15 protein-coding genes are annotated in these 26,514 nt (G+C 67.8%); 6 read left to right on the top strand and 9 right to left on the bottom strand.

The window, feature by feature from the left end:
• Positions 1-64: 64 nt before the first annotated feature.
• The 9 genes from ACTG4X_RS17780 to ACTG4X_RS17740 all read right to left on the bottom strand — a co-directional run bounded on the left by ACTG4X_RS17780 (position 65) and on the right by ACTG4X_RS17740 (position 9,742).
• Positions 65-1,807 (bottom strand): Mur ligase, encoded by a 1,743-nt coding sequence (locus ACTG4X_RS17780; RefSeq protein WP_440531503.1) that lies wholly within the window; start codon positions 1,805-1,807, stop codon positions 65-67.
• Complete coding sequence (locus ACTG4X_RS17775) at positions 1,804-2,829, bottom strand: hypothetical protein (protein WP_440531502.1); 1,026 nt, start codon at positions 2,827-2,829, stop codon at positions 1,804-1,806. The genes ACTG4X_RS17780 and ACTG4X_RS17775 overlap by 4 nt, the downstream gene beginning before the upstream one ends.
• Before the next feature lie 6 nt (positions 2,830-2,835).
• Positions 2,836-3,501 carry an aspartyl/asparaginyl beta-hydroxylase domain-containing protein gene (locus ACTG4X_RS17770; protein ID WP_256329597.1) on the bottom strand — a complete coding sequence of 222 codons (666 nt, stop codon included), beginning with the start codon at positions 3,499-3,501 and terminating at the stop codon, positions 2,836-2,838.
• Positions 3,502-3,578: 77 nt separating this feature from the next.
• Positions 3,579-3,857, bottom strand: coding sequence for a hypothetical protein (locus ACTG4X_RS17765; RefSeq protein ID WP_440531501.1), 279 nt, complete (start codon positions 3,855-3,857; stop codon positions 3,579-3,581).
• A gap of 133 nt (positions 3,858-3,990) precedes the next feature.
• Positions 3,991-6,618 (bottom strand): AAA family ATPase, encoded by a 2,628-nt coding sequence (locus tag ACTG4X_RS17760; RefSeq protein ID WP_440531500.1) that lies wholly within the window; start codon positions 6,616-6,618, stop codon positions 3,991-3,993.
• Positions 6,615-7,727, bottom strand: coding sequence for a metallophosphoesterase family protein (locus ACTG4X_RS17755; protein WP_440531499.1), 1,113 nt, complete (start codon positions 7,725-7,727; stop codon positions 6,615-6,617). The genes ACTG4X_RS17760 and ACTG4X_RS17755 overlap by 4 nt, the downstream gene beginning before the upstream one ends.
• 99 nt (positions 7,728-7,826) lie before the next feature.
• On the bottom strand, positions 7,827-8,009 hold the full coding sequence (locus tag ACTG4X_RS17750; RefSeq protein WP_093074405.1) for a hypothetical protein: 183 nt from the start codon (positions 8,007-8,009) through the stop codon (positions 7,827-7,829).
• Between the two features lie 105 nt (positions 8,010-8,114).
• Positions 8,115-8,849: a peptidoglycan DD-metalloendopeptidase family protein gene (locus ACTG4X_RS17745; protein WP_256330725.1), complete on the bottom strand. Its 735-nt coding sequence runs from the start codon at positions 8,847-8,849 to the stop codon at positions 8,115-8,117.
• A 95-nt stretch (positions 8,850-8,944) separates the two neighbouring features.
• The gene (locus ACTG4X_RS17740) at positions 8,945-9,742 is read right to left on the bottom strand and encodes a class I SAM-dependent methyltransferase (RefSeq protein WP_256330726.1); all 798 of its coding nucleotides are present in this window, start codon (positions 9,740-9,742) and stop codon (positions 8,945-8,947) included.
• A gap of 630 nt (positions 9,743-10,372) precedes the next feature.
• Between ACTG4X_RS17740 and ACTG4X_RS17735 the strand changes: the two genes are divergently transcribed.
• The 6 genes from ACTG4X_RS17735 (at position 10,373) to ACTG4X_RS17710 (ending at position 26,493) form a co-directional block, all read left to right on the top strand.
• Complete coding sequence (locus tag ACTG4X_RS17735; RefSeq protein WP_440531498.1) at positions 10,373-17,689, top strand: amino acid adenylation domain-containing protein; 7,317 nt, start codon at positions 10,373-10,375, stop codon at positions 17,687-17,689.
• Entirely contained in the window at positions 17,686-22,683 is a 4,998-nt protein-coding gene (locus ACTG4X_RS17730; RefSeq protein ID WP_440531497.1) for an amino acid adenylation domain-containing protein, read from the top strand. The genes ACTG4X_RS17735 and ACTG4X_RS17730 overlap by 4 nt, the downstream gene beginning before the upstream one ends.
• Before the next feature lie 5 nt (positions 22,684-22,688).
• Positions 22,689-23,462, top strand: a complete 774-nt coding sequence (locus ACTG4X_RS17725) for a 4'-phosphopantetheinyl transferase family protein (protein ID WP_440531496.1) — start codon at positions 22,689-22,691, stop codon at positions 23,460-23,462.
• Positions 23,459-24,280 carry a serine aminopeptidase domain-containing protein gene (locus tag ACTG4X_RS17720; protein WP_093058355.1) on the top strand — a complete coding sequence of 274 codons (822 nt, stop codon included), beginning with the start codon at positions 23,459-23,461 and terminating at the stop codon, positions 24,278-24,280. The genes ACTG4X_RS17725 and ACTG4X_RS17720 overlap by 4 nt, the downstream gene beginning before the upstream one ends.
• 1 nt (position 24,281) lies before the next feature.
• Positions 24,282-25,214: a hypothetical protein gene (locus tag ACTG4X_RS17715; protein ID WP_440531495.1), complete on the top strand. Its 933-nt coding sequence runs from the start codon at positions 24,282-24,284 to the stop codon at positions 25,212-25,214.
• A 67-nt stretch (positions 25,215-25,281) separates the two neighbouring features.
• Positions 25,282-26,493 carry a polysaccharide biosynthesis/export family protein gene (locus ACTG4X_RS17710; protein ID WP_426393096.1) on the top strand — a complete coding sequence of 404 codons (1,212 nt, stop codon included), beginning with the start codon at positions 25,282-25,284 and terminating at the stop codon, positions 26,491-26,493.
• The last annotated feature ends 21 nt before the right edge of the window (positions 26,494-26,514 follow it).

The raw sequence follows: 26,514 nt of genomic DNA, 5'->3' as shown, positions 1-26,514 counted from the left end.
CGCTTGGGCTCGGGACCATGACAAACCGCCTACCCGGAGCGTTTCCGGGCGGCAGGAGACACCGCTACATCCGCGAGAAGGCGGCTGGTGCCGCGTGCCTTGCCTCTTCCTGTTGCGTCAGGAAAGGCCGCCCGCCGCCCTGCAGGTACTTCCAGTACGCGACATAGCCCGACAGGTAGTGCTCCACATCGTCGATGCGCACGCGGTAGCTGTGATGGCGGATGAAGAAGCTGCCCACGATGCGCCCCGGGTTCTTGAAGAACATGGCGATCTCGGGCCAGAAGTGGCCCGTCAGCAGGTAGCGGGCACGCTGCTCCAGGGCCCGGTAGAACTTGTCGATGTCGAAGCCGCGCAGCAGGTGCTCGTGCTGCGGGTCGGCTTGCATGCGCGCGATCATCTTCTGCGCCGCCATCATCAGCTCCAGCAGCGTCGGAAAGGTGGTGATGCGCTCGAGCACGAAGTCGAGATGGTCGCGCACGTTGTCCAGCCCGAAGCGGTAGTAGCGCTCGTCCGATCTGTAGAGGGTGAGTTCGTTGACGCAGTAGCTCAGCCAATGGTCGTGGGCCTGCCAGTGTCTGGCTTCGATGAAATGCCCGAATGCTTTCTCGACGGTCTGCAGCCAACGTGGATCATTGGTCAGCCCGTACAGGCGCATCAAGCCGAAGGCGGCCTCGCCGTCGTAGTAGATGATCCGGTTCTCTTCTTTCACGCTGAGGTCGGGGTGGTTCAGCACATGCACGAAGCGGCCCGAGCCCGGGTCCTGCATGTGCACGATGCCCAGGGCCAGCTGCTCCATCAGCGACAGGTATTGCCGGTCGCCGGTAAGTTCGGTGTACTTGACCATCGCCAGCAGGCACACGGCATTGCCGCCCAGCTTGATCTCGTTGCCGTTGTCGGCATCCACCAGGAAAGCGCCCTGCTCTCCGCCGGGCAGCGTGGCGCGCTGGATCAGCGTCTGCGTGAGATAGGCCAGCGCCCTGTCGATGGCGGCCTTGTGCTCGGGGCGCTGCGTCAGCTCCCAGCCTTCGAGCAGCGCGTAGGTGGAGCTGGCGTGCCGCAGCGCGTTGTAGGTGGGAATGGGACGGTCGAAGCAGGGAAACCAGCCGTAGTGGTACTGGCCGGTCGGCTTGACCTGCCGTGCGAGGTATGCGGTGCTGGTTGCGACGATGTCGTGCACCTGGCTCGCATCCCAGTTCGGCATGACGCGATGGCCCTTGCCCCGCCCCTGATGCTCGATGGTGTGAAGCTGCTTGCCGTCGGTGAACACTGCCCGCGTGTCGAAGACCCAGATCGGCTGCTGCGCCTGGGTCGGCCACTCCAGCTCCAGCCCATAGCGGTACTTGCCGTAGAGCTTGAGATTGGCCGCATTGGGTGTCGCCTCTTCGAGTGCGCCGTCGTACAGCACGGCGTGCGCACCAATCTCAGGCTCAAGAATGGCCACGGAAAAATCGGGCTTGAACGCGATGCCATGGCGAAAGTAGTTGCGCTTGGTCGTCGAAAGGCCCTGCTTCAGTTCCTGCCAGGACATGGCGTGCACGGTGTGCACCACGTCCACCCGCAGCCAGATTGGCGCGGCGCCCTTCTGCTTGCGCAGCCAGGCATTCAGCAACTGCGCACCCCTGACCCATGCCTGCTCGAAGTTCTTTCCACGGATGGTCACGACATGGGCCCGCTCCTTCCCGTTGCAGACCGACATGAAGAGCACGCCCGCGGCCTCTACGTCGATGCCGGCGCTGGCGCTCGTGCATTCATCCCACAAGGTTGCAATCGCGGGCCTGGCCGACGCCAGCAGTTCACCCAGACTCATGGCACATCCTTTTTCACAAGCGCCTCCAGCGCAAGAAATTCTTCCAGTTCGGCCGATCTTCGGGCCTTCGAGCGCGCCGCTTCACTCCGCGTCGCCTGGAGCACGCCCTTGAATATCTCAGTGTCGTGCGCGGAAGAGCGCTGATCCTCCTCCTTCCAGCCAAATACCGGCCAGCCATTTCGCGCCGCGACCTGCCGGTCGAGCGGGCCTAGCGCCTCCAGCAGCGCCTTGATGAAGGCCGCGCCGTGCAATTGATCGTCCTGGATGACCAGGCTGCCATCGACATAAGTGGTCTGCGCCAGGCCGGACGGCAGCCTGAGCCGGCCGTCGGGGTCGAGCATGCTCGCCAGACGGTTCCACATGCCGCTTGCCCCGTAGGTCTGCGAGAACACCTGCTCGCGCAGTGCCGGCAGTGTGGCCGGCAACGGCTGCTGCGGTCCGCTTCCGGGGCGCAGCGCGTATTCCGACCAGCGCGCGGTGCCTTCCAGGAACCAGCGCGCCTTGAACATGGTGTAGCCGTACTGGTACTGGTGAAAAAGCTCGTGGATCGGTGTCACGTTCTGGTTCGCGTGGCGGTTGAGCAGATCGATGCGAAGAGCACAGCCGCCGGCCGCTTCGTCGGAGCCCAGGCGGTAGTTCATCACCTCGTCGTAGGACATCCCGTTGCCCTTCTCCATCTTCAGCAGGAACACGTCGATCGAGGTGGCGCGCGCATAGCGTGGCTGGCGCATGGGGTGCGTCAGCCCCATCACATCGGTGAACAGCCTGCGCCCCACGACCAGTTGCGTTGCCACGTCCTGCACCTTGTCGGGTATGCCGTTGCGGTCGAGGTCGCGAATGTCCGGCAGCGCGTGGGCGCCCTCCAGCGTATAGCGGATGCGGAACTCGTCGCGCGCGTAGACACGGTCGAGCTGGGAGAGCGTTGCGTTGCGCTCCACCCGGCAACGGCCGGCCTCGACTTCCTGCGCAGCGACGGGCAGCACGGCTGCCACCAGGCACACCAGCCATCGGGCATTCTTCATGCGAGCTCAAGCCACCAACTGCTGCTGGAGCACAGGCAACCAGGGCTCGGTCAGCATCTCGAAGGATGGATTGGCATCCAGTCCCATCAGCAGATGAACCCGGTTGGACGGCTGCTGGCTTCGATTGACGGCCCTGTGGTTCACATCCACCCGCACCAGCCAGGCCGAGCCGTCGGCGGGCAGATGAACGCTCTCGATGCTGCCGTCGGCGCGCTGCCATTCGAAGAAGCAATTGGGGTTGGTGATGATGGGGATGTGCAGGCGCCAGGTTTCCTTGGCCGCATCGTTGTGCAGCGGCATCTCCTCGCCTTCGCTTTCGAGTTGCATGATCCGGGCCCTGAAGGGCGTCAGGCCATGGCTGCGCAGCGCATTCATCACCCGGGCCAGGTAGCCGCTGCAGGCGTCTGTCGGCGTGACGCCGCGCGCATTCTTTGCGGGAATCCGCCGGATGCCGTCTTCCAGCGTGCCGTCGCGGCTTGTGACTGCCCAACCGATGTAGTCCACGCGGTTGTCGCGATATGGCGTCGACGGCAGCGGCTTCACGTGTGCCAGGAAATGCTGCCTCAGCAATTCGGCGTCGATCCTGAAATCGGCCAGCCTGGCAAACATCACGTCACTCGATTGCTCCATGGCTTTTCTCCTCTTCTTCGTCCTCTTGATGGCGATGTGCATCGGACGGTCGTCAATGCCGACGGCGCGAGCACACGCAATGAGCAGGGCCCGTAGGCCCCAGGTCGAAACTGAACGACCTATGCGAAGAAGGAGAGGAGTTGTGGCGGCCGCATGGGCCGTTCGAGAGGCGCGGACGGCAAGACCGTCACGGCAAATTCCAAGGGGGCTTCCGGTCGAAGGACCGGCAGTGAAATCTTGCGCCTTCCGGCGGCAAGGTCCACCTCGTCGGAGTCGATGCCGTCATCCAGGACCGAAGCGCCGGCGTGGCCCTGATGAAGCTCGCAGGCGCTTGCCTGATGCACCTGCGCGACGTTGGCCTGGTGCTGCCCGAAGCCCGCCATGTTCTGGGCAAGCACGGCCAACCCGTGACAGCACAGAAAGGCGATAACTGCGGACGTACAAAGCCAGCGACGCATGACGGCGCAGTTTAGCGACCGGCCGGATATTCTGGATAGTGTGATTGCCGATGGGCGTCGCGGCCCCAAGACGTCACGGGATGCTGCGCGCCACGACCCCGAGATCGCGCCAGGCCTCCGGATGGCAACTGAAGATCAATATCTGGTGCCGCGTTGCCGCGTCGTACAGCACCCGCTTCATCTGCCCCAGGCGCTCTTCGTCGGTGTTCACCAGCGCGTCGTCGAGGATGAGCAAGGTCGGCTTGCGCGCTTCCTTCAACAGGTCCGCATAGGCCAGCCGGGCGACGACGCCCATCTGTTCCCGCGCGCCCACGCTGAGCTCTTCGAACGCGCCGCTCTGGGCGCCTCGCAGGCCTTGCCGCGTGATGCGGCCCGGCGAAAGATCGTCGCCGACTTCGACCTGCGCACCGGGGAAAAGAATCTGCAGGTAGTGGTCGAGGTGCTTCTGCAGCGGTGCGCGCAGGCGTCGTGCCAGGGCCGAGCGCTTTTCGCGCAGCAGCTTGAGCAGGTGGTCGAGCGCCTTCGCCCGGCGTTCGAGTTCGGCGCAACGGCGCGTTGCGTGCTCGAGTTCGCGCTGTTTTTCCGACGCAGCTTCTTCCTGGCCCAGCGCGCCCCTTGCTTCGAGTTCGGCTTCCAGCCGGGTGATCTCGTTGGCCCGCTGGCTGTGCGTGGCCTCGGCCTGCTTGACGCTTTGCTCCAGCCGTTCAACGTCCTGCGCGAGCACAGGCAGGTTGGCAGATTGCAACTGCTGCGCCAGTTCGGCCACCTTGGCTTGCAGGGCCGACTGCTGTGCCAGCGCATCCGTCAATGCGGCGCCGGCTTCCGTCTTGCGGCTGGCGCGCATCGGGTCGTTCAGCGTGGCTTTGACCGCTGCGAGTTCGTCTTCGGCGGCCTTGACCTGCTCGCGCGCATTGCCGGCGGCGACCTTGGCGTCGTTGAGCGCCGCGGACGCTGTCTCCAGCGCCGCGCGCGCGGCGCCCTCCTCCGATTCGGCCTGCGCGCTCGACGGCATCGCCGCGTCGACTGGCGGCATGCCCTGCAGGACCTGCCTTGCTTCAGCCAGCCGGGCCTCGCGCGTGGCGATGTCCGCGGCAAGCGCGCTCAGCCCCTTCGGTGCCAGCGCAGCCAGCACGGCCACCGCCGCACCGGCTTCGCCCTTGCGCAACGCCTGCAGCCGCATGCGCTCTTCGACGGCGGCCACGCTCTCCGCGCGCAGGGCCTGCAACAGCCCGGCGAGTTCGTCGCGCGCGCGGTCGCGTTCGATGGCAAGGCTTTCCAGGTCGGCCCCGCCCGGCAGCACCGTGATGCGGCCTATGCCTTCGATCTCGATGTCGGTCCGCGCGATGACGGTCTGGCGCTTCGAGCCGGAAAGCTCGGCTCCGGCAACCCGGACCTTCGCAGCAGGCTGCAGCTCGAACTCCAGGGCCGTCGCCACCGCATCGAGCCGGGCTTGCGCCGTGCGATGCACGTCGGCGCAGCGCTGAAGCCGCTTCAGCTCGCCTTCCGGCACCGCGAGAGCCTGTGCCTCGGCTTGCAGGCGCGTGACCTTGTCCTGTTCGCCCTTTGCCTTCTCGTGGCTCTGTGCGAGCGCCTCAAGCTGCTCGGCCAGGCTTTCGACGGTTCTCTCCTGCGCGATGCGAGAGGCTGCCTGCCGCGCGAGGCGGAGGTTGTCGCGCGCGCCGGCATCGGCCTTCGCCGCAGCCGCGTGGCGGGGTTCCCACGCCTGCAGTTCACCTAGCGCCTTGGCCAAGCCTTCTTGTGCCGCCTGCAGATTCTTCTCTCGCAGGACGACCGTGGCTTCCTCGCGCTCCATCGCCTGGAGTTGGGTGCGCCAGGAATTCACCTGCGCGGTGACCTGCCTGAGCGCGGCGTCCTGCGCGGTCTTCCTGTCGTTCAACCCCTTGGCTTCGTCCAGCCGTTGCCGTGCGATAGCAAGCTGCTCCCGCAATGCCATCCAGGGCCGCGCGGCTTCGTCTCGTTGGTGATCGCGGCGCAGGCCGGAGAGACGGTCCACGCCCGACTGATAGGACTCGATGTCGGCGCGCAGCCGTTCGATGTCCGCTTCGAGCTCCGTGCGCAGCCTGATGGCATCCGCGAAGGCACCACGCGGTGTTCCGGCGGCGGGCGTGAGCAGTTCGTTGCGCTCGCTCTCCACCGCCTTCAGCACCGCATCGCCGTTGCTGGAGGCCAGCTCGCCCAGCGATTCGCCCAGTGCGTTGCGCAGGTGGTCGCTGGCAAAGCCCACGGCGCTGGCAATGTCGTGCGAGGTGCCCTGTTTGATCCACAGCAGGCCCGGAATGCCCATGTGCTCCGGCGTGCTGGCACCCTTGCCCGGAAAGCGAAAGCCCAGCAGTGCCGCCAGGTGGTCTTCGGCCACCGCACCGTCCATGGACTTGCCGTCGATGACCAGCTCGCAGCGCTTCTTGCCGAGGAAGGCCTTGGTGAGTCGGCATGGCTTGCCGTCGAGTTCGAAGTCGACCTCGACGGTGGGCGTTGCCGAGCTTTCTCCCCATGGCCGCAGATGCTCGACCGCGCTGGAGCGATGCCGCTCGAAGAAGGCGGCGCGAATGGCCTCGGCGACGGTGGACTTGCCCGATTCGTTGGGCGCCGCGAAGAGATTCAGTCCGTCGGTGAAGCCGTCTATTTCGAGCGGTGCGCGGAACAGCTTGAAGTTCTCGATGCGAAGACGCTGCAACTTCATGCGGCGGCTCCCTGCGCGTCGAGGATGCGGGCGAGCGTGAGCAGCGCGTCGCGGGCGAGTTCAGCATCGGCATCGCCCTGCTGCGCGCGCAACTCCTGAAGCGCCTCGCCGACAAAGCCGTCGGCGTGCAGCGCCTGGATGTCGTCTTCCGTGGGCTCCAGCCGCAGCGCTTCGCCGTCCCACACCAGCGCACGGGCGCGAGCGCGGGCGGCGTCGAGCGCGGTGCTCAGTCTGCTATGGCCGTTGAGGTCGCAGGCGCCCTGCGCGCGAAGTTGCAGCACGTCGCTGCTGCTCACCTGCTCCAGCTTTTCGACCAGTTCGTCGATGTCGGAAGGCACCGTGAGCCGCGGCTCCCATTGCTGCCAGTCGAATTGGCCGGTGCGGACCACCTCGACCGTCGGCTCCGCCCCGGCACCTGAGACGCCGACCAGCAGCGCCTGCCCCGAATCGTTGGCTCTGAAACGATCTGTCTCGGGCGTGCCCGCGTACCAGGTGCGGTCGTCGATCTGCCGCGTGCCGTGCCAGTCGCCCAACGCGAGGTAGTCGAGCCGAGCCTGCGCCGCACGCCCGGTCGCGATGGGATTGGCCGAGTCGATGTCTTCGGACAGGATGCCCTGCACGCAGCCGTGCGCCAGTCCGATGCGGGGCAGCCCCTCTTCGCTTGGCGCCGTGGCAAACCAGTCGGTGAGGTCGCCGTAGGTATGGCGCTGCGTGAGCGGTGCGGGCAGCAGCGTGAACTTGCCCGCCACCGTGTGGGGCTTCGGCTCCAGGCAGCAGACGATGTTCGGTGCAATGGCGCCCAGCCGCTGCGCGCGGCTCCAGACCGATTCGCTCAGCGCCGAATCGTGGTTGCCCGGAATCATCAGCCAGGGGCCGGAAAAGCCCTGCATGGCGTTGAACGTGCGCCGGATGGTCTTGTCCGACACGGTCTGCAGGTCGAACACGTCGCCTGCGACCAGTACGGCATCGACCTTGCGTTCGGCCGCAATGGCGGCAAGCCGCTCGACCACCTTGAAGCGCGCCTCGAACAGTGCCGCGGCGTCGTCGGGCTCGAACTGCGAGAACACGCGGCCTATCTGCCAGTCCGCGGTGTGGAGCAAAGAAATCATGCGTGGCCCTCCCTTTGCCTCTCGCGTCTTCACGTCATCCAGAAAGAGCGAGCATCTTAGAGGGCCTGGGGCTGCAGGCGGGCCGAACCGGCCGGGAGACTAGCGCCTGGCGTCCATTCCCGATGCGCACTCTTCGAGCAGCGCGGCCGACTGCGTGACCTGTTCGGTGATCTGGTCGCGCAGCGGCTTCCACTCGAGGCTGAACGGTGCAAGAAGGCACCACTGCGTGGTGAGCGCCAACGCGATGCCAAAAATGATGAACAGCCAATGCACGAGTTCCATTACCGCCCCTTTTTTTCAGACTAAGGGCGAGAGTCTGCGCATTTCACGGGCACCGCGATATCGCCAATTTGGGGGATGCCTTTCGCCAGAGGCCGCCCCGTCCGGTCACCTCGCAGGCAGGTACTGGCGCGGGTCGACCGCATTGCCGCGGTAGCGGATCTCGAAGTGGAGGCTGGCGCGCCCACCGTCCGCGCCGCCGATCTCGGCGATCTTCTGGCCCTGCTTCACCTGCTGGCCCTGTTTCACGAGCACCGTACGCACATTGGTGTAGACCGACATATAAGAGCCGCCGTGGTCGACCATCAGCACGCTGCCGTAGCCGCGCAGCGTTTCCGTCACGGCCACCTTGCCGGCGCCGATGGACATCACCGGCTCACCGACGCTGCCGCCGATGTCGACGCCCTTGTTGCTGGTGCCGTTGAAGCCCGCGATGACCTGGCCCTGCGCGGGCCAGGCCCAGTCGCTGCGCCGCGAGGCCGGCGGTGCGACGGGCTCGGGCGCCGCGGCCCGGGGCGGCCTCGAACGCTCGGGGCGTTCCGGACGCTCGGCACCTGCGCTCCTGGGGGGAGGCGGCTCGGACGATGCGCCGCCACCGGGCGGCACCACGCGCAGCACCTGTCCTGCTTCGAGCTTGTCGGGGTCCTGCAGATTGCTCCATCGGGCAATGTCGCCCGGCGAACGCCCGGTCTTCGACGCGATGCGATAGAGCGTGTCGCCCGGCTGGACGACGTACTCGCCCGGCCCTGCCACTGGCGCCTTGGGGGAGGTGGAGCACGCTGCCACCATCAATGCCGCGGTCAGCGCAATGCCCGCGCGCCAGTTCCTTCCTGTCACAACCACTACCGGATTCCTTCCTGGATAACTGAATCTCGCGCTCCCGGGTGCCGGGGCCGCGCTCGAAGAATCCGGGAAGGCTACCAGCAGTCGCCTGGCGTTCAGTTGGCCTGCAGTTTTTCTGCGGTCTTGCGCCTTGCAACGCACATCAGCGACAGCGCGCTCGCGGGGGCTTTCGGGTCGCGGCCCGAGAGCACATTGCCCATGCGGTATTTCCATTGCGCCGGCCCAACGTCGCCGGCCAGCGCCTGCGCTCCTATCTGGTGGTTGTGCGGGTGCACGCGAACCTCGAAGCCCAGCGGCTCCAGCGTGGATTCGAAGAGCTCCTTCGTCACGCCGTCGCCGGGCCGGTGATGCACTTCGGTTCTCAGCCCCCACAACTGCTGACTGTCCGTCTTGTGAAAACCGTGCCCCGTCGCGCGGTAGACCCACAGCCGCGCATCCCACATCAGTCTGGCCAGGCCCTTGTAGTCCCAAGCTGTGAGTTGCGGATCGTGGTCGGTAATAAGTAAGCCATTGGGCTTAACGAGGCGAGCGCCTTCCTGCAGCACCGCTTTCATGTCGTCGCAGTGGTGCAGCGATGCATTGATTGCCACGATGTCCGCCACATGCGAGCGGAACGGCGTGTGCGCCGCATCCGCCAGCACTGCCGTGTAGCCCAGGCCAGCCGCCAGCTCCAGCGAGCCTCCGGCCACGTCGACGCCGATCAGCAATCTGGGCCTGCCGCCCAGCGTGGCGAAGAGGTTACCCGGCCCGCAGCCCAGGTCGATGACGACCTTGTCCGTCCAGTCGCCCCCGGCGGCGAGCCAGCGGCTGCGGAAATGCGCGTCGCGGTGGCAGTAGTCCAGATATTCCTTGGCCCACGTCGCATTGCCGAAGTATGTAGCGTTGGCTGTCAATGCATCTGAATTGTTCGGAAGAATCGATTCCAAATAGTAATCACAGCGCGTGAGAACTACATCGGGTAATAGGATGTCGCGGAGCATTTTTTACCCTCGGAAGATTTGAAGCCGATAACTCTTTCAGTTTTTGCGATTTTCAGGTTTTGTACAGTTATTTTTTATACGGTTACAGACTAATCCAATTCATAACAGTCGAGCCCGGAAGGATGTTTCACTTTTCGACAGTGATGCCAGTGCGTTTTCCGCATGACTCCCCGGCGTAGCGCGCGATCCGAGGTGGTCGTACCCACAAAGCGGTCGACAGCGAATTTCCCCCTGTGCGCCGCCTGTTTCTCCCCAGGAGTACCCCGCTTCAGCGGGCCCTTTCGGGCACTTGAAGGGTCCGCGCGGTGGGCTTTTTCCTCCAAATCACGCATCAGTTACCTCGAACGGGACGATTCGGGTAGTACGTTTTCGAAATAACCTTATCCAGTTGTAACCGAGGCCTAAAGTGCACACATTGGCCAAGGGAAACCTCCTAGGATGAAGACACGAAAAGAACGCAAGTCAGCTTCCTCCTCCTTAATTGGGTGAATGGAATTTCCATTCACCCAATTGCTTCCATTGTATTTCTTTTGGGATATTTACATGGAAATTCAAACTGTTTCGCAAGCACTCGGTGCTCCGGACCTCGCTCTGGAAGACCTGTTCGTGCCGCGATCCAATTCGGAGGGATCGGCCGGCCGTCGCAGCGCTGCGGTGGCACTCGAACTCCGCTTCGCCCAGCGTTGGACCCAGTGGTTCGCCACCACCGGCCAGCTGCCGGACACCCTCTTCGCGGGCGCGTGGCTGCTGCTGCAGTCGCGCTGGCTCGGAGGCCTCTGGCCCGTGCTGCATGAGGCAGGCGCCGCGCCGATGCGCTGCTCGACCACCGTCGCCTTCGACGCCACCAAGGCCGCTGGCGCCTGGCTGGCCGAGCTGGACCTCGGTCGCCGTTCGGCATCGCAAGCAACGGCACAGCCCACCTCCCTCTGGCTGCGCGAAGAAGTTGCCGCCGATGCTCCGCTGCGGCTGCGCTTCGACGCTGCTTCGGCGTCCCTCTATATAGATGCAGCCGCAAGCCTGATGGATGCCGCCGCGATCGATCAGCTGCTTGCAGCCCTCGTCGACACCGCCGAAGACCTGCTGCAGCACCCCGATGCGGCCCTGAACGACATCCACACGCTGCCGCGCGCCGACCAGGCCGCTCAGCTCGTCGAATGGAACACCGCCCTCGCTCCGGTGAACCCTGCCCTCACGGTGCCCGCCATGTTCGCCCGCCAGGCGATGGCCGCCCCCGACGCCATCGCCCTCGCGCAAGGCGACGCGCAGATGAGCTACGGCGAACTCGATCGTCGTTCCGACGAACTCGCGAAGCGCCTTCAGGGCCTGGGCGTTCGCAGCGGCGACGGCGTCGGCCTGCTGCTCGACCGCTCGATGGCGGCCATCGTCGCCCAACTCGGCATCCTCAAGGCCGGCGGCGCCTATGTGCCGGTGCCTACGGATTTCCCGCCCGAGCGCGTCGCCTACATGCTCGGCGAGGCCGGCGCGCACCACGTGCTCACGACGCAGGCGCACCAGTACCTCATCCCCCCCCATCACGGCGTTTTGTTGCTCGACGAATACGAAGACAACACAAATCGCACTGCATGGAATCCTCCGGTCCTCGATGCCGAATCGGTGGCCTATGTCATGTACACCTCGGGCTCGACGGGCACGCCAAAGGGCATAGAGATCTGCCATCGCTCGATCCTGCGGCTCGTGGTGGGTGTGGACTACGTCGAGCTCGCTCCCGGCCTCGCCATGCTGCATGCGGCGCCGCTCGGCTTCGACGCGGCCACGCTCGAAATCTGGGGCCCGCTGCTCAACGGCGGCTGCTGCGTCATCCATGAAGAGCGCGTGCCGACCGGCACCGGCCTGGCGCACACCATCGCGCGCCACCACGTGCACACGGCATGGCTCACCGCCGCGCTCTTCAACGCCGTGGTCGACGACGACCCCGCCCACCTCTCGGGCCTGCGCCATCTCTTCACCGGCGGCGAAGCGCTGTCGGTGCCGCATGTGCGGCGTGCGCTGGCCACCCTGCCTGGCCTCACGCTGAGCAACGGCTACGGCCCGACCGAGTGCACGACCTTCGCGGCCACGCATCGCATCGCATCGCCGCTGCCCGAAGACCTGCGTTCCGTCCCCCTCGGTCGCCCCATCAAGGACACCGTGCTGCGCGTGCTGAGCCCCTCGATGGCACTGCTGCCGACCGGCTTCGTGGGCGAGCTCTGCATCGGCGGCCACGGGCTGGCCCGCGGCTATCTGCGGCAGCCCACGCTCAGCGCCGAGCGCTTTGTGCCCGATCCCTTCGGCGGCCCCGATGACCGGCTCTACCGCACCGGCGACCTCGCGCGCTGGCTGCTCGACGGCACCGTCGAATTCATCGGCCGCCGCGACGGGCAGGTGAAGATCCACGGCCACCGCATCGAGACCGGCGAGGTCGAGGCGGCCATCCTCGCGCACCCCGCCGTGCAGTCCTGCGCAGTGGTCGCGCGGCCCGACGAAAGCGGGCAGCTGCGCCTGGTGGCCTATCTGGTCGCACGCTCGGAAAAGATCTCGTGGGATGCCCTGCGCGCCCACCTCGGTGCCCGCCTGCCCGCCGCGCTGATTCCTACCGCGCAGGTGTGGCTCGCACAACTCCCCGTCACGCCCAACGGCAAGCTCGACCGCAAGGCACTGCCCGAGCCGGCCGGCGAGCGTCCCGAACTCGCTCAGCCCTTCGAAGAAGCACACGACGCCGTCGAACAGCAGGTGTGCGACGCCTTCGCCCGCGCGCTGCGCATTTCGAAGGTCGGGCGCAACGACAACTTCTTCGACCTCGGCGGCGATTCGCTGCTGGTACTGCAGGTGCTGGCCGACCTGCAGCGCGGCACCGAACTGCCGCTGTCGACCAATCTTTTCTTCCGCAATCCCACGCCAAAAGCAATGGGCGAGCGGATGCAGCCGGCGGGCGATCAGCCCGCCATGGCCGCTGCGGCCGGTTCCAAGGATCGACCGACCGCAGCGGCCACCTTTTCGGCACGGCCAGGCAGCGGCATCGATGACGCCGTTGCCCTGGTCGGCACCGCAGGCCGCTTCCCCGGCGCAGCCGACGTGGAGCAGTTCTGGGACAACCTCGTCGCAGGCCGCGACACCATCAGCTTCTTCGACGACGCCACGCTCGACGCCGGGGTCAGCCAGGCCCTGCGCAGCGACCCGGCCTATGTGCGCGCACGCGGCGTGATCGATGGCATCGAAGACTTCGACGCCGCCTTCTTCGGCATCGGCCCGAAAGAAGCGCAGCTCATGGACCCGCAGCAGCGCGTGTTCCTCGAAATCTGCTGGGAATGCCTGGAACGCGCCGGCTACGTGCCCGACGAAGCGCCGGGCCCGGTCGGCGTGTACGCCGGCATGTACAACGCCACCTACTTCCAGCGCCACGTGAGCACCCGGCCCGACCTGGTGGAGCCGGTCGGCGAGTTCCAGGTGATGCTGGCCAACGAGAAGGACTACATCACCACGCGGGTGGCGAACCGGCTCAACCTCACCGGCCCGGCCGTCAGCGTGCACACCGCCTGCTCGACCTCGCTGGTGGCCGTGGTCCAGGCCTTCCATGCGCTGCGTACGGGCCAGTGCTACATGGCGCTCGCGGGCGGCGCCTCGGTCACCTGCCCGCCGCGCAGCGGCTATCTCTACAACGAGGGCTCGATGCTCTCGCCCGACGGCCGTACGCGCAGCTTCGATGCAAAGGCCCAGGGCACCGTCTTCAGCGACGGCGCGGCCGTGGTGCTGCTCAAGCGGCTGGCCGATGCACAAGCCGACGGCGACACCATCTACGCCGTGCTGCGCAGCGCCTGCGTGAACAACGACGGCGGCTCCAAGGCCAGCTTCACGGCGCCCAGCGTCGACGGCCAGGCCGCGGTGATCCGCGCCGCGCTGGCTGCGGCCGATGTCGATGCGGGCAGCATCTCGTACGTCGAGGCGCACGGCACCGCCACGCCGATGGGCGACCCGATCGAAGTCGAGGCGCTGGCCGTGGCCTACGCCGAGCACACCGATGCGCTCGGCTACTGCACGCTCGGCTCGCTCAAGAGCAACGTGGGCCACATGGTCACGGCGGCGGGCGCGGCCGGTCTCATCAAGACGGCGCTGGCACTGCACCACGAACAGATTCCGCCGACCGCGCATTTCAGCGCGCCGAACCCGTCGATCGACTTCGCGCGCACACCCTTCCACGTTACCGCCAGCCTGCAGCCGTGGCCCCGCGCCGACCTGCCGCGCCGCGCGGGCGTCAGCTCCTTCGGCGTCGGCGGCACCAATGCGCACGTCATCGTCGAAGAGGCGCCGCCGCGGCCGGCCTCGCCGTTCGCAATGGGTGACCAGCTCCTGTCGCTGTCGGCACGCTCCGAGGCCGCGCTCGCGCTGGCCACCGAGCAGCTCGCGGCGCATCTCGAAGCCCACGCCGAACTGCCGCTGGCCGACGTGGCCCACACCCTCGCGGTCGGCCGCAAGGCCCACGCCTTCCGCCGCGCTGTCGTGGCCGGCAACACCGCCGAGGCCATCGCCGCCCTGCGCAATGCCGATTCGCCCCGCCGCGTCAGCGGGCGCATCGCCTCGCGCGCACCGCAGCTCGTGCTGATGTTCCCCGGGCAAGGCGCGCAGTACGCCGGCATGGGCAAGAACCTCCGTGCGAACGACCCGGTGTTCGCGGCAGCGTTCGATGACTGCATGGCCGCCTTCGAAGGCGCGACCGATTTCGACCTGCGCGAGCGCATGTTCTCGGACGACCCGCAATCGCTGGCGCCCACGGCCGCCACGCAGCCCGCGATCTTCACGCTCGAATACGCCCTCGCGCGGCGGCTGCTGGCGCTCGGCGCACGGCCGCATGCACTGATCGGCCACAGCGTCGGCGAATTCGTCGCGGCCGTGCTCGCAGGCGTGATGCGACTCGAAGACGCCGCCAAGCTCGTCGCCCGCCGTGGCGCTCTCATGCAGGCCCAGCCGGCCGGCGCGATGCTGTCGGTGCGCATGGGTGCGGCCGAGTTGCTCGACAGGCTCGGCCCGCAGATTTCGCTCGCCGCCGAGAACGGCCCCACGGCCTGCGTCGCCGCCGGCCCCTTCGACGCCATTGCGGCCCTGCAGGCGGCACTGGAAGCAGACGGCATTCCGAGCCGCCCGCTGCAGACCTCGCACGCTTTCCATTCCGCCATGATGGACGCGGCCGTCGCGCCCTTCGAGGCGCTGGTCGGCAAGGTGACGCTGCGCGCACCGCAGACGCCGATCTACTCGACGCTGACCGGCCAGCCGCTCGAAGACGCCGAAGCCACCAGCCCTGCCTACTGGGCCCGACACCTGCGCGGCACCGTGCGCTTCTCGCCGGCCGTGCGCTGCGCGATGGAGCAGGTGACCAACCCGCTGTTCGTCGAATCAGGCCCGCGAAACATGCTCGCCACGCTGGTGCGCCAGCACGGCGCGAACGGCGTCGTGTCGCTGCTGCAGGGCGAGCCGGCCGACGAGGCCCGCACCCTGCACCTGGCGCTGGGCCGCCTCTGGACCTGCGGCGCCGATGTCGAGCTGTCGCGCCTCGTCTCACGCATCGGCGCGCAACGCGTGCGCCTGCCCACCACGCCGTTCGAGCGCAAGCGCTTCTGGGTCGACATCGCCGCCGTCCCGCCCATCGCCACCGTGGCCGCGCCCGCCGCCGCCCCGGCCCCTTCCTTCGTCCCTCTTGTTTCACCTACCGCTCTGGAGTCGATCGTGACAGCAGCAACGCCCTCGCCTCTTCATCCTCCCGCTTCGAACGTGGATGCGCGCCTGCGCAGCCTGTTCGAGGACATCTCCGGCCTAGACATGGCGCAGGCGGAGGGGCACGCGCCCTTCGGCGAACTGGGCCTGGACTCCCTCACGCTGACCCAGGCCGCCACGCAGATCAAGAAGCACTTCAAGGTCAACCTCAGCTTCCGCCAGCTGATGGAAAGCTACCGCAGCTTCGACGCGCTCTCGACCTTCCTGCGCGAAAGCCTGCCGCCCGAGGCAGCGCCTGCATCGGTACCTGCCCCTGCCGTTGTGGCCGCGCCAGTCGAAAACGCAGTCTCCGTACCGCAGGCCGCGCTGCGCCAGCAGATGCCGGTGTACATGCCGATGCAAGGCAGCAATGCGGGCGACGCCCAGCTGTCGCAGCTGATTTCGCAGCAAATGGAATTGATGCGCCAGCAGCTCGCACTGCTGTCGGGCGGCATTCCGTCCGCACCAATCGTCACGCTGCAGGCCATGCCAGCCCAGGCCGCCCCCGCGCCTGCCACACCTGCGGCCGCGGCCCCCGCTGAAGACCCCGCGCAACCCGTGCGCTACGACGTGAACAAGGCCTTCGGCGCCATCGCCCGCATCCATACGCAGCGCAACGCCGAGCCAAGCGGCCGGCAGAAGGCCCGGCTCGCCGCCTTCATCCGGCGCTATGTGGAACGCACGCAGAAGAGCAAGCAGTTCACCGAAGCCAACCGCGCCCACATGGCCGACCCGCGCGTGGTCAACGGCTTCCGGCCGGTCACCAAAGAGATCACCTACCAGATCGTCATCGAGCGCTCCAAGGGTTCGAAGATGTGGGACCTCGACGGCAACGAGTACGTCGATGCGCTCAATGGCTTCGGCATGAACATGTTCGGCTGGCAGCCCGACTTCGTGCAGGACGCCGTGCGCAAGCAGCTCGACGACGGCTACGAGATCGGCCCGCAGCACCCGCTGGCAGCCGAAGTCACGGCGCTGATCTGCGAGCTCACCGGCAGCGACCGCGCGGGCCTGTGCAACACCGGCTCTGAAGCCGTGATGGCCGCGCTGCGCATCGCGCGCACCGTCACCGGCCGCAGCACGGTAGTGGTGTTCACCGGCTCCTACCACGGCACCTTCGACGAAGTGCTGGTGCGCGCCGGCAAGGGCGGCAAGGGCCTGTCGGCTGCGCCGGGCGTGATGAGCGGCATGTTCGGCGACATCCGCGTGCTCGACTACGGCACGCCCGAGGCGCTGGACTTCATCCGCGAGAACGCAGACGACCTGGCCGCCGTGCTGGCCGAGCCAGTGCAAAGCCGCCGCCCCGACTTCCAGCCGCGCGAGTTCTTGCACGAGGTGCGCGACATCACCGCCAAGAGCGGCTGCTGCCTGATCTTCGACGAGGTCATCACCGGCTTTCGTACAGCGCTGGGCGGCGCGCAGGAGCTGTTCGGCGTGCGCGCCGACCTCGCCACCTACGGCAAGGTGATCGGCGGCGGCTTTCCGGTCGGCGTGATCGCGGGCAAGCGCGAATTCATGGACGCGCTCGACGGCGGCCCCTGGCAGTACGGCGACGACTCGATCCCCGGCGTGGGCGTGACCTACTTCGCGGGCACCTTCGTGCGCCATCCGCTGGCGCTGGCCGCAGCCAAGGCCTCGCTCACGCATCTGAAAGAGGCAGGGCCCGCGCTGCAGGCCGGGCTCACGGGCAACACCGCCGCCATGGCAGCCGAGCTTTCGGGCTGGTGCAAGGAAGTCGGCGCGCCCATCGAGATCCGCCATTTCGCTTCGCTGTGGCGCGTGAGCTGGCTCGAAGACCACCCGCTGCAGGACCTGCTGTTCGCAATGATGCGCAGCCGCGGCGTGCACATCCTGGACAACTTCCCGTGCTTCCTCACGAGCGCGCACAGCGCCGAGGACATCGCCTTCATCCAGCGCGCCTTCAAGGACTCGGTCGCCGAGATGCAGGAGTCCGGCTTCCTGCCGCGCCGCGCTCCCGCCCCCACCCGCTTCGACGTGCGCAAGCCCGTCGAGGACGGCTGCGTCCTGGCCCGCGACATCGACGGCCAGCCCTTCTGGTACGTGCCCGAGGACGCCGCCTCCCATCAACACCTCATCAATGGAAAGGCCGCAGCATGAACGCCGTCCTCAAGCCCACCGCCAGCGGTGGTGTCATCGAATGCATCATTCCGACGACGGAATCGCAGCGCGAAGTCTGGCTCGGCGCAGCCTTGAGCACAGAAGCCTCGATGGCCTACAACGAGTCGGTCGTGCTGCGCCTGCGCGGCGCGCTGGACTGCCCGGCCCTGGCGCGTGCCATGGCCCGGCTGCTCGAGCGCCACCAGGCGCTGCGCGCCACCATCTCGCCCGACGGCACCTACATGCTGGTCAGCCCTCCGGGCGAGAACCTGCTGCTGGAGCAGGACCTGGGCAGTCTCGAGCCGGAAGCCCGCGCGCAGGCACTGCGCGACGCCCACGACGATGCGGTGTGCACGCCCTTCTCGCTGGAGCATGGCCCGCTGTTCCGGGCCGCGTTGTACCGCCTGGACGACGCCGAGCACGAACTCGTGATGTCGGCGCACCACGTGGTGTGCGACGGCTGGTCGTGGGCTGTCATCACCGAGCAGCTGGGCCATCTCTATGCCGAGGAAACCGGCATTGGCCTGAAGCTCAAGCCCGCGCCGCTCTTCGCCGACTTTGCCGCCGAGGAAGCCGCCGCTGCCGCGAGTGCCGACATGCAGCCGCACATCGACTACTGGCTGGGCCGCTTCTCCGGCAGCACGCTGCCGGTGCTCGACCTGCCGCTGGACCGCCCGCGTCCGGCTGTTCGCACCTTCAATTCGCGCCGCGCCGAGCGCCTGCTCGACAAGCGCCTGGTCAGTGCCGTGCGCACGGCGAGCACCAGGGCCGGCGTCAGCCTTTTCACGGGCCTGCTCAGCGGCTTCGTTGCCACGCTGCACCGCCTCACCAGTCATGAAGACATCGTCGTCGGCATTCCGGCGTCGGGCCAGCTCGCGCACGACATGCCCGGCCTGGTCGGCCACTGCGTGAACCTGCTGCCACTGCGTATCGCCACTCATTCGGGCATGCGCTTCGACGCGCTGATGGATGAATGCAGCACCGCCGTGCTCGACGCCTTCGACCACCAGGCGCTGACTTACGGCGCGCTGCTGGGCCAGCTGTCGCTGGAGCGCGACCCGAGCCGGCTGCCGCTGGTGAGCGTGGCCTTCAACGTCGACCCCGACGTGGCGAGCAGCGCACAGGCATTCACGACCCTCGATGTCGTGCAGGACACGATCGCCCGCCAGTACGAGAACTTCGAACTGTTCGTCAACCTGCGCCCGCTCGATGGCGGTCTGCAAGTGGAGGTCCAGTACAACACCGACCTGTTCGACGAGGTCAGCGTGCAGCGCTGGCTCGGCATGTTCGAGTGCGTGCTGCAGTCGGCCTCGCACAAGCCCGACGAGACGGTCGGCCGGCTCGAAGTGCTGTCCAGCACCGCCGCGCGTTCGCTGCTGGCGCTGCAGCCCGCGCGCGTTCCGCTGGTCGGCGAACCGCTGGCGCACGCCGGCTTTCTTGCACGCGTACCGCGGCAACCCAACCACCCGGCGGTGCGCGACGGCGCGCGAAGCTGCAGCTACGGCGAGCTCGACGCGCAGTCCAACCGCCTGGCGCGTGCACTGCGCATGCGCGGCGTGGGCCGCGGCCAGCGCGTGGGGCTGTGCCTGGAGCGCAGCCTGGAGATGGTCGTCGCGATGCTCGGCATTCTCAAGGCGGGTGCGTCCTATGTGCCGCTCGACACCGCGTTTCCCCAGGCGCGGCTGGACCACTACGCGACCGACGCCAGCCTCAGCCAGATGCTGACCACATCGGACATCGCGGCGGCGCCGCGCGGCTGGCGTGCCGACGCGGCCCTGCGCGTCTTCGAGATCGATCGCGACACCGCCTGGCTCAAGCTGTCCGGCGATGCGCTGCCGCCGAGCACCGACGACCCGGGGCCCGAAGACGCCGCCTATGTGATCTACACCTCCGGCTCGACCGGTTTGCCCAAGGGCGTCATCGCCCATCACCGGGGCGTGGCGCACCTGCTGCAGTGGATGCAGCGCGAATCGGGCATCGGCCCGGCCGACCGCATCGCCGCCGTCACGACCCTGTCGTTCGACATGGCCGTGCCCGACCTGCTGCTGCCGCTGGCGGCGGGCGCCGAACTCGTGATGGTGAAGCGCGAAGTCGCCATGGACGGCAATCGCCTCTCAAAAGCGCTCGACGAAGAACAGATCACGCTCCTGCAAGCCACCCCCGGCATGTGGCAGCTGCTGCTCGATGCGCAGTGGGCTGGTGGCGCGCCCGGCTTTCGCGGATGGACCGGCGGAGAAGCGCTGCGCCCGAGCATGGCGCTGGCGCTGTGCGAGCGCATGGAAGGCCTGTGGAACGGCTACGGCCCGACCGAAACAACGGTGTACTCCACGGCCTGGCACGTTCGCCCCGAAGAGATCGCATCGCGCGGCGTGTCGATCGGCAAACCCGTCGACAACACCGAGATCTGGATCCTCGACGCCAACCTGCAGCCCTGCCCCATCGGTGTGCCGGGCGAAATCTGCATCGCGGGCGAAGGCGTGTCGCTGGGCTACCTCGACCGCCCCGAACTGACCGCCGAGCGTTTCGTCACGGTGCGCATCTTCGGCACCGCGAAGAAGGTGTACCGCTCGGGCGACCGCGGCCGCTGGCGCAACGACGGGCTGCTCGACCACCTCGGCCGGCTCGACTTTCAGGTCAAGGTGCGCGGCTACCGCATCGAGCCCGGCGAGATCGAGGTGCGCTGCTGCGAGGTGGCCGGCGTCTCGCGCAGCGTGGTCGTGGCCCGCGAAGACAACCCCGGCGACGTGCGCCTGGTGGCCTACCTCGCGCTCGCCCAGGGCACCGGCTTCGACCTCGATGCGCTGATGGTGCATCTGCGCAAGCACCTGCCGGCCTTCATGCTGCCGCAGCACGTGGTGACGCTCGACGCGCTGCCGACCCTGCCGAACGGAAAGATCGACCGCGTCTCGCTGCCGCCGCCGCAAGCGGTTGCGCGCAACGAGGTACGGCGCGGCGCCGCCCCGCGCAACGAGCACGAACGCAAGGTGCTCGCCGTCATGGAAAAGGTGCTGAGCCTGCCGGGCCTCGACATGCACGACAACTTCTTCACCATGGGCGGCCACTCGCTGCTGGCTGCGCGGCTCACCACGCTGCTGAGCCGCGAGTTCCAGGTCACGCTGCCGCTGCGCACCCTGTTCGAGGCGCCTACAGCCGAGAAGCTGGCCGCGGCCATCCAGGGCCTGCAGGGCGCAGGCGTCGGCCTGGAGGCGCCGATTGCCTGCCGCAGCGAGCGCCGCAGCGCGCCGCTCACGCTTGCGCAGGAACGCATCCGCTTCATGGAGCAGCTGCACCCGGGCCGCTCGGTCTACAACGCGCCCTCGGCACAGCGGCTGACCGGGCAGCTCGACGCGGCGCGCTTCGAAGGCGCGCTGCGCGAAATGATCCGCCGCCAGCCCTCGCTGCGCACTTCCATCGGCATCGATGCGCAGAGCGGCAAGCCGATGCAAATGATCGCGGAGTCTGTGGAATTCGCTCTGCCGCTGGTCGACCTGCGCGGCCTGCCCGCTGACCAGCGCGAAGCCGAGCTGGCCGAACACATGCAAGAGCTGTCGGACCGGCCGATCGACATCCATCGCGCGCCGATGATGAACACGACGCTGTTCCAGCTCGACGACAACGAGCACGTCTTCCTGTTCGTGCCGCATCACCTGATCTGGGACGGCTGGTCTTTCGACCTGATGCAGCGCGAGCTGGGCGCGCTCTACGACGCCGCCGAACGCGGCCGTCCGCACAACCTGCCCGCGCTCGCCATCACCCACGGCGACTATGCCGAGTGGCTGGAAAAGTGGCTGACGGAGCCTGCCTGCGAGGAGCAGCTCGCGTTCTGGCGCGGCCGGCTCGAAGGCGCAAAGGCCGTGCGCCCGCCAAAGACAGACATGCCACGCCGCGCGGGCAAGAGCGGCCAGGGCGGCGCGCACTGGATCCACGTCGACCTGCAGAGCACGCAGCATCTGCGCGAGATCGCGCGCGACATGGACGTGACGCTCAGCATGCTGACCTTCGGCATCTACGCGCTGACCATGGCGCAGGTAACGGGCAACGACACCATCGTCATCGCCAACCCGGTGCGCGGACGCCAGCAGGCCGAGACGGAAGACGTCATGGGCTTCTTCAACAACGTGCTGCCGGTCTCGCTCGCGGTCGACCAGTCGCTGCCGCTGCCTGCCTTCATGCGCTACGTGAAGCAGGAGCTGCTGTCGATGATGAACAACCAGCAGGTGCCGTTCGAGCGCCTGATGGCCGAGCCGGGCTATGCGGGGCAGATCAAGACCTCCGGCCCCTACCAGGCGATGTTCTCGTTCCAGGATGCACGCGAACGCGCCCGCAGCGTCGGCAGCCTGCAGACCCGCCAGATGCACGTGATGCAGCACGGCGCCACCGACGACATCGGCGTGTGGCTGATGGACAAGCCGCACGGCCTTGAAGGCGCGCTGATCTACAACGCCGACGTGTACCTGCGCGAGACCGGCGCCCAGCTGCGCGAGCGCTATCTCGAAGTGCTGCGCCGCGTTGCCGACGATCCCGCCGCCACGCTTGCGCAGATCGCCAGCACCGAAGGCTCGACCAGTGCGGCCTACCTGCGCAAGCTGGCAGCCGCGGATGCGGACAAGAGCGCGCCGGCCGATGCCATCAATGGCAATGGGCACAAGGCGCCACAGAGCCTGCTCAACCCCGAGCAGGCGCAGCTCGCCCAGATCTGGGCCGGCGTGATCGGCATCGACGTCAGCGACATCCGCGCCAGCGACAACTTCTTCGACCTCGGCGGCGACTCGCTGCTGGTGCTGCGCGCGGTGCAGCAGGCCGCGCAGATGCTGGGGCACCGCGTGGAGCCGCGCCGCTATCTGTTCGAGAACCTCGGGCAGATCGCCTCTTCGGCCCACGCCGCGCCGCAGGGCGTGCCGTCGGACCTCGCGGAACTGGCTGCCGGCACGGCCGCGCAAGCACAGCGCGGCGGGCTGTTCGGCGCCCTCGGCCACTGGTTGCGCAAGGGGTGAAGAGCATGAACAGCTCCGCCTACGCACTTTCCATCGACGCGCCGGTCTGCCGGTACGTCGATCTGGACAGCTTCACCGACCTGCTGCCCGCCCAGGTGCTCTCCGAAGAAGAATGCGCGCGCGCCGAGAACCTGCGCTCTCCCATCGACCGCCAGCGCTTCGTGGCTGCGCACATCGCGCTGCGGCAGGCGCTAAGCGAGTACACGGGCCTGCACAACGCCGCGCTGCAACTGTCCACCGGCTCCTTCGGCAGGCCCTCGCTGTCGGGTCACACGCGCACCCAGTTCTCGCTGAGCCACAGCCAGGGCCTGGCATTGATCGCCATCGGCGGGCGCGGCCCGCTGGGTGCCGACGTCGAACTGCTGCGCCCGGTGCCGGATGCGGCAGTGCTCGCGGCGGAATACTTCACCCACCGCGAACAGGAAGCGCTGGCCGCCCTGCCCGCGCACGAGCGCGATCGTGCCTTCCTGACCTGCTGGAGCCGCAAGGAGGCCTGCCTGAAGGCCATCGGCGTGGGCCTGCTGGTGTCGTCGCAGACCTTCGAGGTGGGCCTGACGCCGGAGCGCCGCAGCGTCGAGCTCTCGGTGGCCGGCCGCATCCTGTGGCTGGTGGTGGGGCCAGCGCCCGAGCGGCTCGACTGCGTGGGCTCGCTCGCCGAATGGCGCCAGACCGAAGCCCGCGCCCAGTCGTTCGGGTCGGATGACGGCGGCACACACATGAGCCGGTCGACCGCTCCCAAGACGAGCACTGCGGCGCGCTACGCAGGGGCCACGCAATGACCCGCTTCACGCCGCTCATGTTCGGGCCGGCCTCGCGCCAGGTCTTCGGCGTGTTCCATGCGGCCGACGAAGACCGGGCGGAGAACACCGCGGTGCTCCTGTGCCCGCCCTTCGGGCAGGAGGGCCTGCGCACCCATCGCTTCTTCAAGGTGCTGGCCGAACGCCTCTCGCGCGCCGGCATCGCCACGCTGCGCTTCGATTTCTACGGATCGGGCGACTCGCCCGGCGACGAGAGCGAAGGCGAGCTCGACGGCTGGCGTCGCGACCTGTGCTCGGCGCACGAAGAACTGCGCCGGCGCGCGCCGGGCGCCTCCATCGTGTGGATCGGCGCACGGCTCGGCGCCACGCTGGCCGTGCTGGCCGCGCGCGGCGGACGCTGCGACCCCGTACGGCTGGTGCTGTGGGAGCCGGTGATCGACGGACGCCGCTACGCGCGGCTGCTGCGCGAACAACACGTGGCCGCCATCGACACGACCTTCTGCATTCCCGACCTGGCCTGGCGCCGCGGCCTCGTGCAGGAGCCCGACGCGCTGCCCGAGGAAGCCCTGGGCACCGCGCTCTCACCCGCGCTGCGCGCACAGCTCGCGGCACTCGTCCCCGAGTCGCTGCCGCTCACCGCCCTGCACGACACGCTGGTGCTGGCCGAACCCGACGACGAGCGCACCGCGCAGTGGGCCGCCGACCAGCAGTCGCGCCACATGCCGGTTCGCCTCGCGTACTTCAAGCACCAGCTCGACTGGGCCTCCGACCCGTATCCCAACAGCGCGATGGTCCCGGCCGATGCGCTCAACCGCCTCCAGGGGGCTCTTCATGAATGACATGCCGACAGCAAGAGCAACGCAGACGCCGATGCGCTTCGGCCCCGGCGAGGCGCTGGTGGGCATGCTCACGGCACCCGCGCAGCAGGCGCCGGGCGGCATTGCCTGCCTCATGTTCAACATGGGCGCCAACCACCGCGTGGGTCCGCGCCGCATCAACGTGAAGCTGGCGCACGTGCTGGCCGCGCGCGGCGTGAGCAGCCTGCGCTTCGACCTGGGCGGCGTGGGCGACAGCGACGCGCTCGACACCTCGCCCGACCTGCAGGCGCGTGCCGTGCACAGCCTGCAGGCGGCCATGGACATCGCCGAACGCATGCTGGGTACCCGGCAGTTCGTGATCGTCGCCATGTGCTCGGGCGTGGAACATGCCATGTCGGCGGCCCTGGCCGACACGCGCGTGGTGGCGGTGTCGCTGTTCGACGGCTTCGCCTTCCCCGAGCGGCGCGCCCGCTGGGAGCGCAACCTGCGCCGCGCGCTGGCAGCGCCTGCGCATCCGTCCTTTCCCGGCAAGGCCAGGCGCTGGCTGCAGCGCCACTTTTCGCGCAGCCACTCGACAACGGCGCTGCCTGGTTTCTTCGCGGAGAAGCGCACGCCCGAAGTCAATGCGGCCTGGTTCGGCACTGCGCTGCAGAGCCTGGTCGAACGCAAGGTGGCGGTGCAGCTTCTGTATTCGGGCTCGCTGCATGTATGCGACCGCGGCCGCGACCAGCTCGGCGCCTTCGCCCGCCTGCCCTACACGCAGGCAGTGCAGTACGAGTTCATGGGCGAGGTCGATCACACCGTCTGCACGGAGAAGGGACAGCGACTGTTCCTCCAGTGTGTTGGCGATTGGGTCACCGACCGCTGCTTCGGCGCCAGCACCGAACGACGCAGCCAGAGCCGCCCGCTCGCGGGCGCCGAACACGCCATGCCCACCACCTGGGCCGCGCCCTGAGGCGCGCCTTTTCACCCTTTCATTCACCCCGAGCACCCACCTTCAACCGGCCGTCAAGGAGATCACCATGCAACGCAAAGATCCAGCGACGCAGTCATGCGGAACGCGCCCTCTCGCAGTCCGTGCCCAGGCACAGGTGGAGTCTCGCTTGCGATGGCTTGGCCTGGCCATGCTGCTTTCGCTCGGGCTGGTCGTGCTTTCGGGCTGCGCGCCGGGCTTCGGCTCGGTGGGGCCACTGGGCCTGGACAGCTCCACCGGTGACAGCACGGCCTCCGCCGGCAGCGGCAAGGTCATTGCGATCACGCCCGACCTGATCCGCGCGCAGATCGCGCAGAAGCCCAAGAGCGTGCCCGACAGCATCAAGCGCCTGTTCGCCGCGCCGCCGACCTACACCATCGGGCCGGGAGACGTGGTCGGCATCATCGTGTACGACCACCCCGAGCTGCTGCCGAACGCCGGCGCGGTGATCGCGCAGCAGTCCGACCCGACCGGCGTGACCGTCGCGCCCGGCTTCATCGTCGATGCCAAGGGCGAGATCTTCTTCCCCTACATCGGGCGTGCCAAGCTGCAGGGCCTGACGGAGAGTGGCGCGTCGGAGCTGGTCGCGAAGCGCATCAAGGCCTTCGTGAAAGACCCGCAGGTTTCGGTGCGCATCCAGTCGTTCCGCAGCCAGCGCGCCTACGTGCAAGGCGAGGTGCGCACGCCCGGCCTGCAGATCTTCACCGACGTGCCGATGACGCTGTCGGAGGCCATCAGCCGCGCAGGCAGCTTCACGCAGGCCGGAGACCGTTCGCGCATCACGCTGACGCGCGGCGGTGTCTCGACGGAGATCAACCTGCCGGCGCTCCAGGCCCTGGGCGCCGACGGCAACAACATCCCGCTGCGCAACGGCGACGTGGTGAACGTCGGCACCCGCGAGGACAGCCGTGTCTACGTGATGGGCGAAGTCAAGGCCCCGTCGGCACTGCAGATGCGCAACAACGGCCGGCTGAGCCTGAACGAGGCGCTGGGCGACGCGGGCGGACCCGACCTCGCGACTTCCGACCCCGGCCAGATCTACGTGGTGCGCAATTCGCCCGACAACCTCGACGTGCAGCAGGTCTACAACCTCAACGCGAAGAACCCGGTGGCGCTTGCGCTGGCCGATCGCTTCGAGCTGCAGCCGCGCGACGTGGTGTACGTCGACCGCGTGCCGCTGGTCAGCCTGAGCCGCGTGTTCGGCCTGATTCTGCCGGCCGCCCAGGTCATCAACCTTGCCCGCGACACCGCACGCCGGTAAGCGCCTAGCACCCCGCAACAG

The organism is Variovorax sp. YR566 (assembly GCF_051992195.1).
Lineage (GTDB): Bacteria > Pseudomonadota > Gammaproteobacteria > Burkholderiales > Burkholderiaceae_C > Variovorax.
This window is presented reverse-complemented; position numbering and strand designations above follow the sequence as displayed.

Excerpts from the sequence above, each read along its gene's own strand:
- ACTG4X_RS17780 (WP_440531503.1), bottom strand. The coding sequence starts at position 1,807 with ATGAGTCTGGGTGAACTGCTGGCGTCGGCCAGGCCCGCGATTGCAACC.
- ACTG4X_RS17775 (WP_440531502.1), bottom strand. The coding sequence starts at position 2,829 with ATGAAGAATGCCCGATGGCTGGTGTGCCTGGTGGCAGCCGTGCTGCCC.
- ACTG4X_RS17770 (WP_256329597.1), bottom strand. The coding sequence starts at position 3,501 with ATGCACATCGCCATCAAGAGGACGAAGAAGAGGAGAAAAGCCATGGAG.
- ACTG4X_RS17760 (WP_440531500.1), bottom strand. The coding sequence starts at position 6,618 with ATGAAGTTGCAGCGTCTTCGCATCGAGAACTTCAAGCTGTTCCGCGCA.
- ACTG4X_RS17755 (WP_440531499.1), bottom strand. The coding sequence starts at position 7,727 with ATGATTTCTTTGCTCCACACCGCGGACTGGCAGATAGGCCGCGTGTTC.
- ACTG4X_RS17750 (WP_093074405.1), bottom strand. The coding sequence starts at position 8,009 with ATGGAACTCGTGCATTGGCTGTTCATCATTTTTGGCATCGCGTTGGCG.
- ACTG4X_RS17735 (WP_440531498.1), top strand. The coding sequence starts at position 10,373 with ATGGAAATTCAAACTGTTTCGCAAGCACTCGGTGCTCCGGACCTCGCT.
- ACTG4X_RS17730 (WP_440531497.1), top strand. The coding sequence starts at position 17,686 with ATGAACGCCGTCCTCAAGCCCACCGCCAGCGGTGGTGTCATCGAATGC.
- ACTG4X_RS17725 (WP_440531496.1), top strand. The coding sequence starts at position 22,689 with ATGAACAGCTCCGCCTACGCACTTTCCATCGACGCGCCGGTCTGCCGG.
- ACTG4X_RS17720 (WP_093058355.1), top strand. The coding sequence starts at position 23,459 with ATGACCCGCTTCACGCCGCTCATGTTCGGGCCGGCCTCGCGCCAGGTC.
- ACTG4X_RS17715 (WP_440531495.1), top strand. The coding sequence starts at position 24,282 with ATGCCGACAGCAAGAGCAACGCAGACGCCGATGCGCTTCGGCCCCGGC.
- ACTG4X_RS17710 (WP_426393096.1), top strand. The coding sequence starts at position 25,282 with ATGCAACGCAAAGATCCAGCGACGCAGTCATGCGGAACGCGCCCTCTC.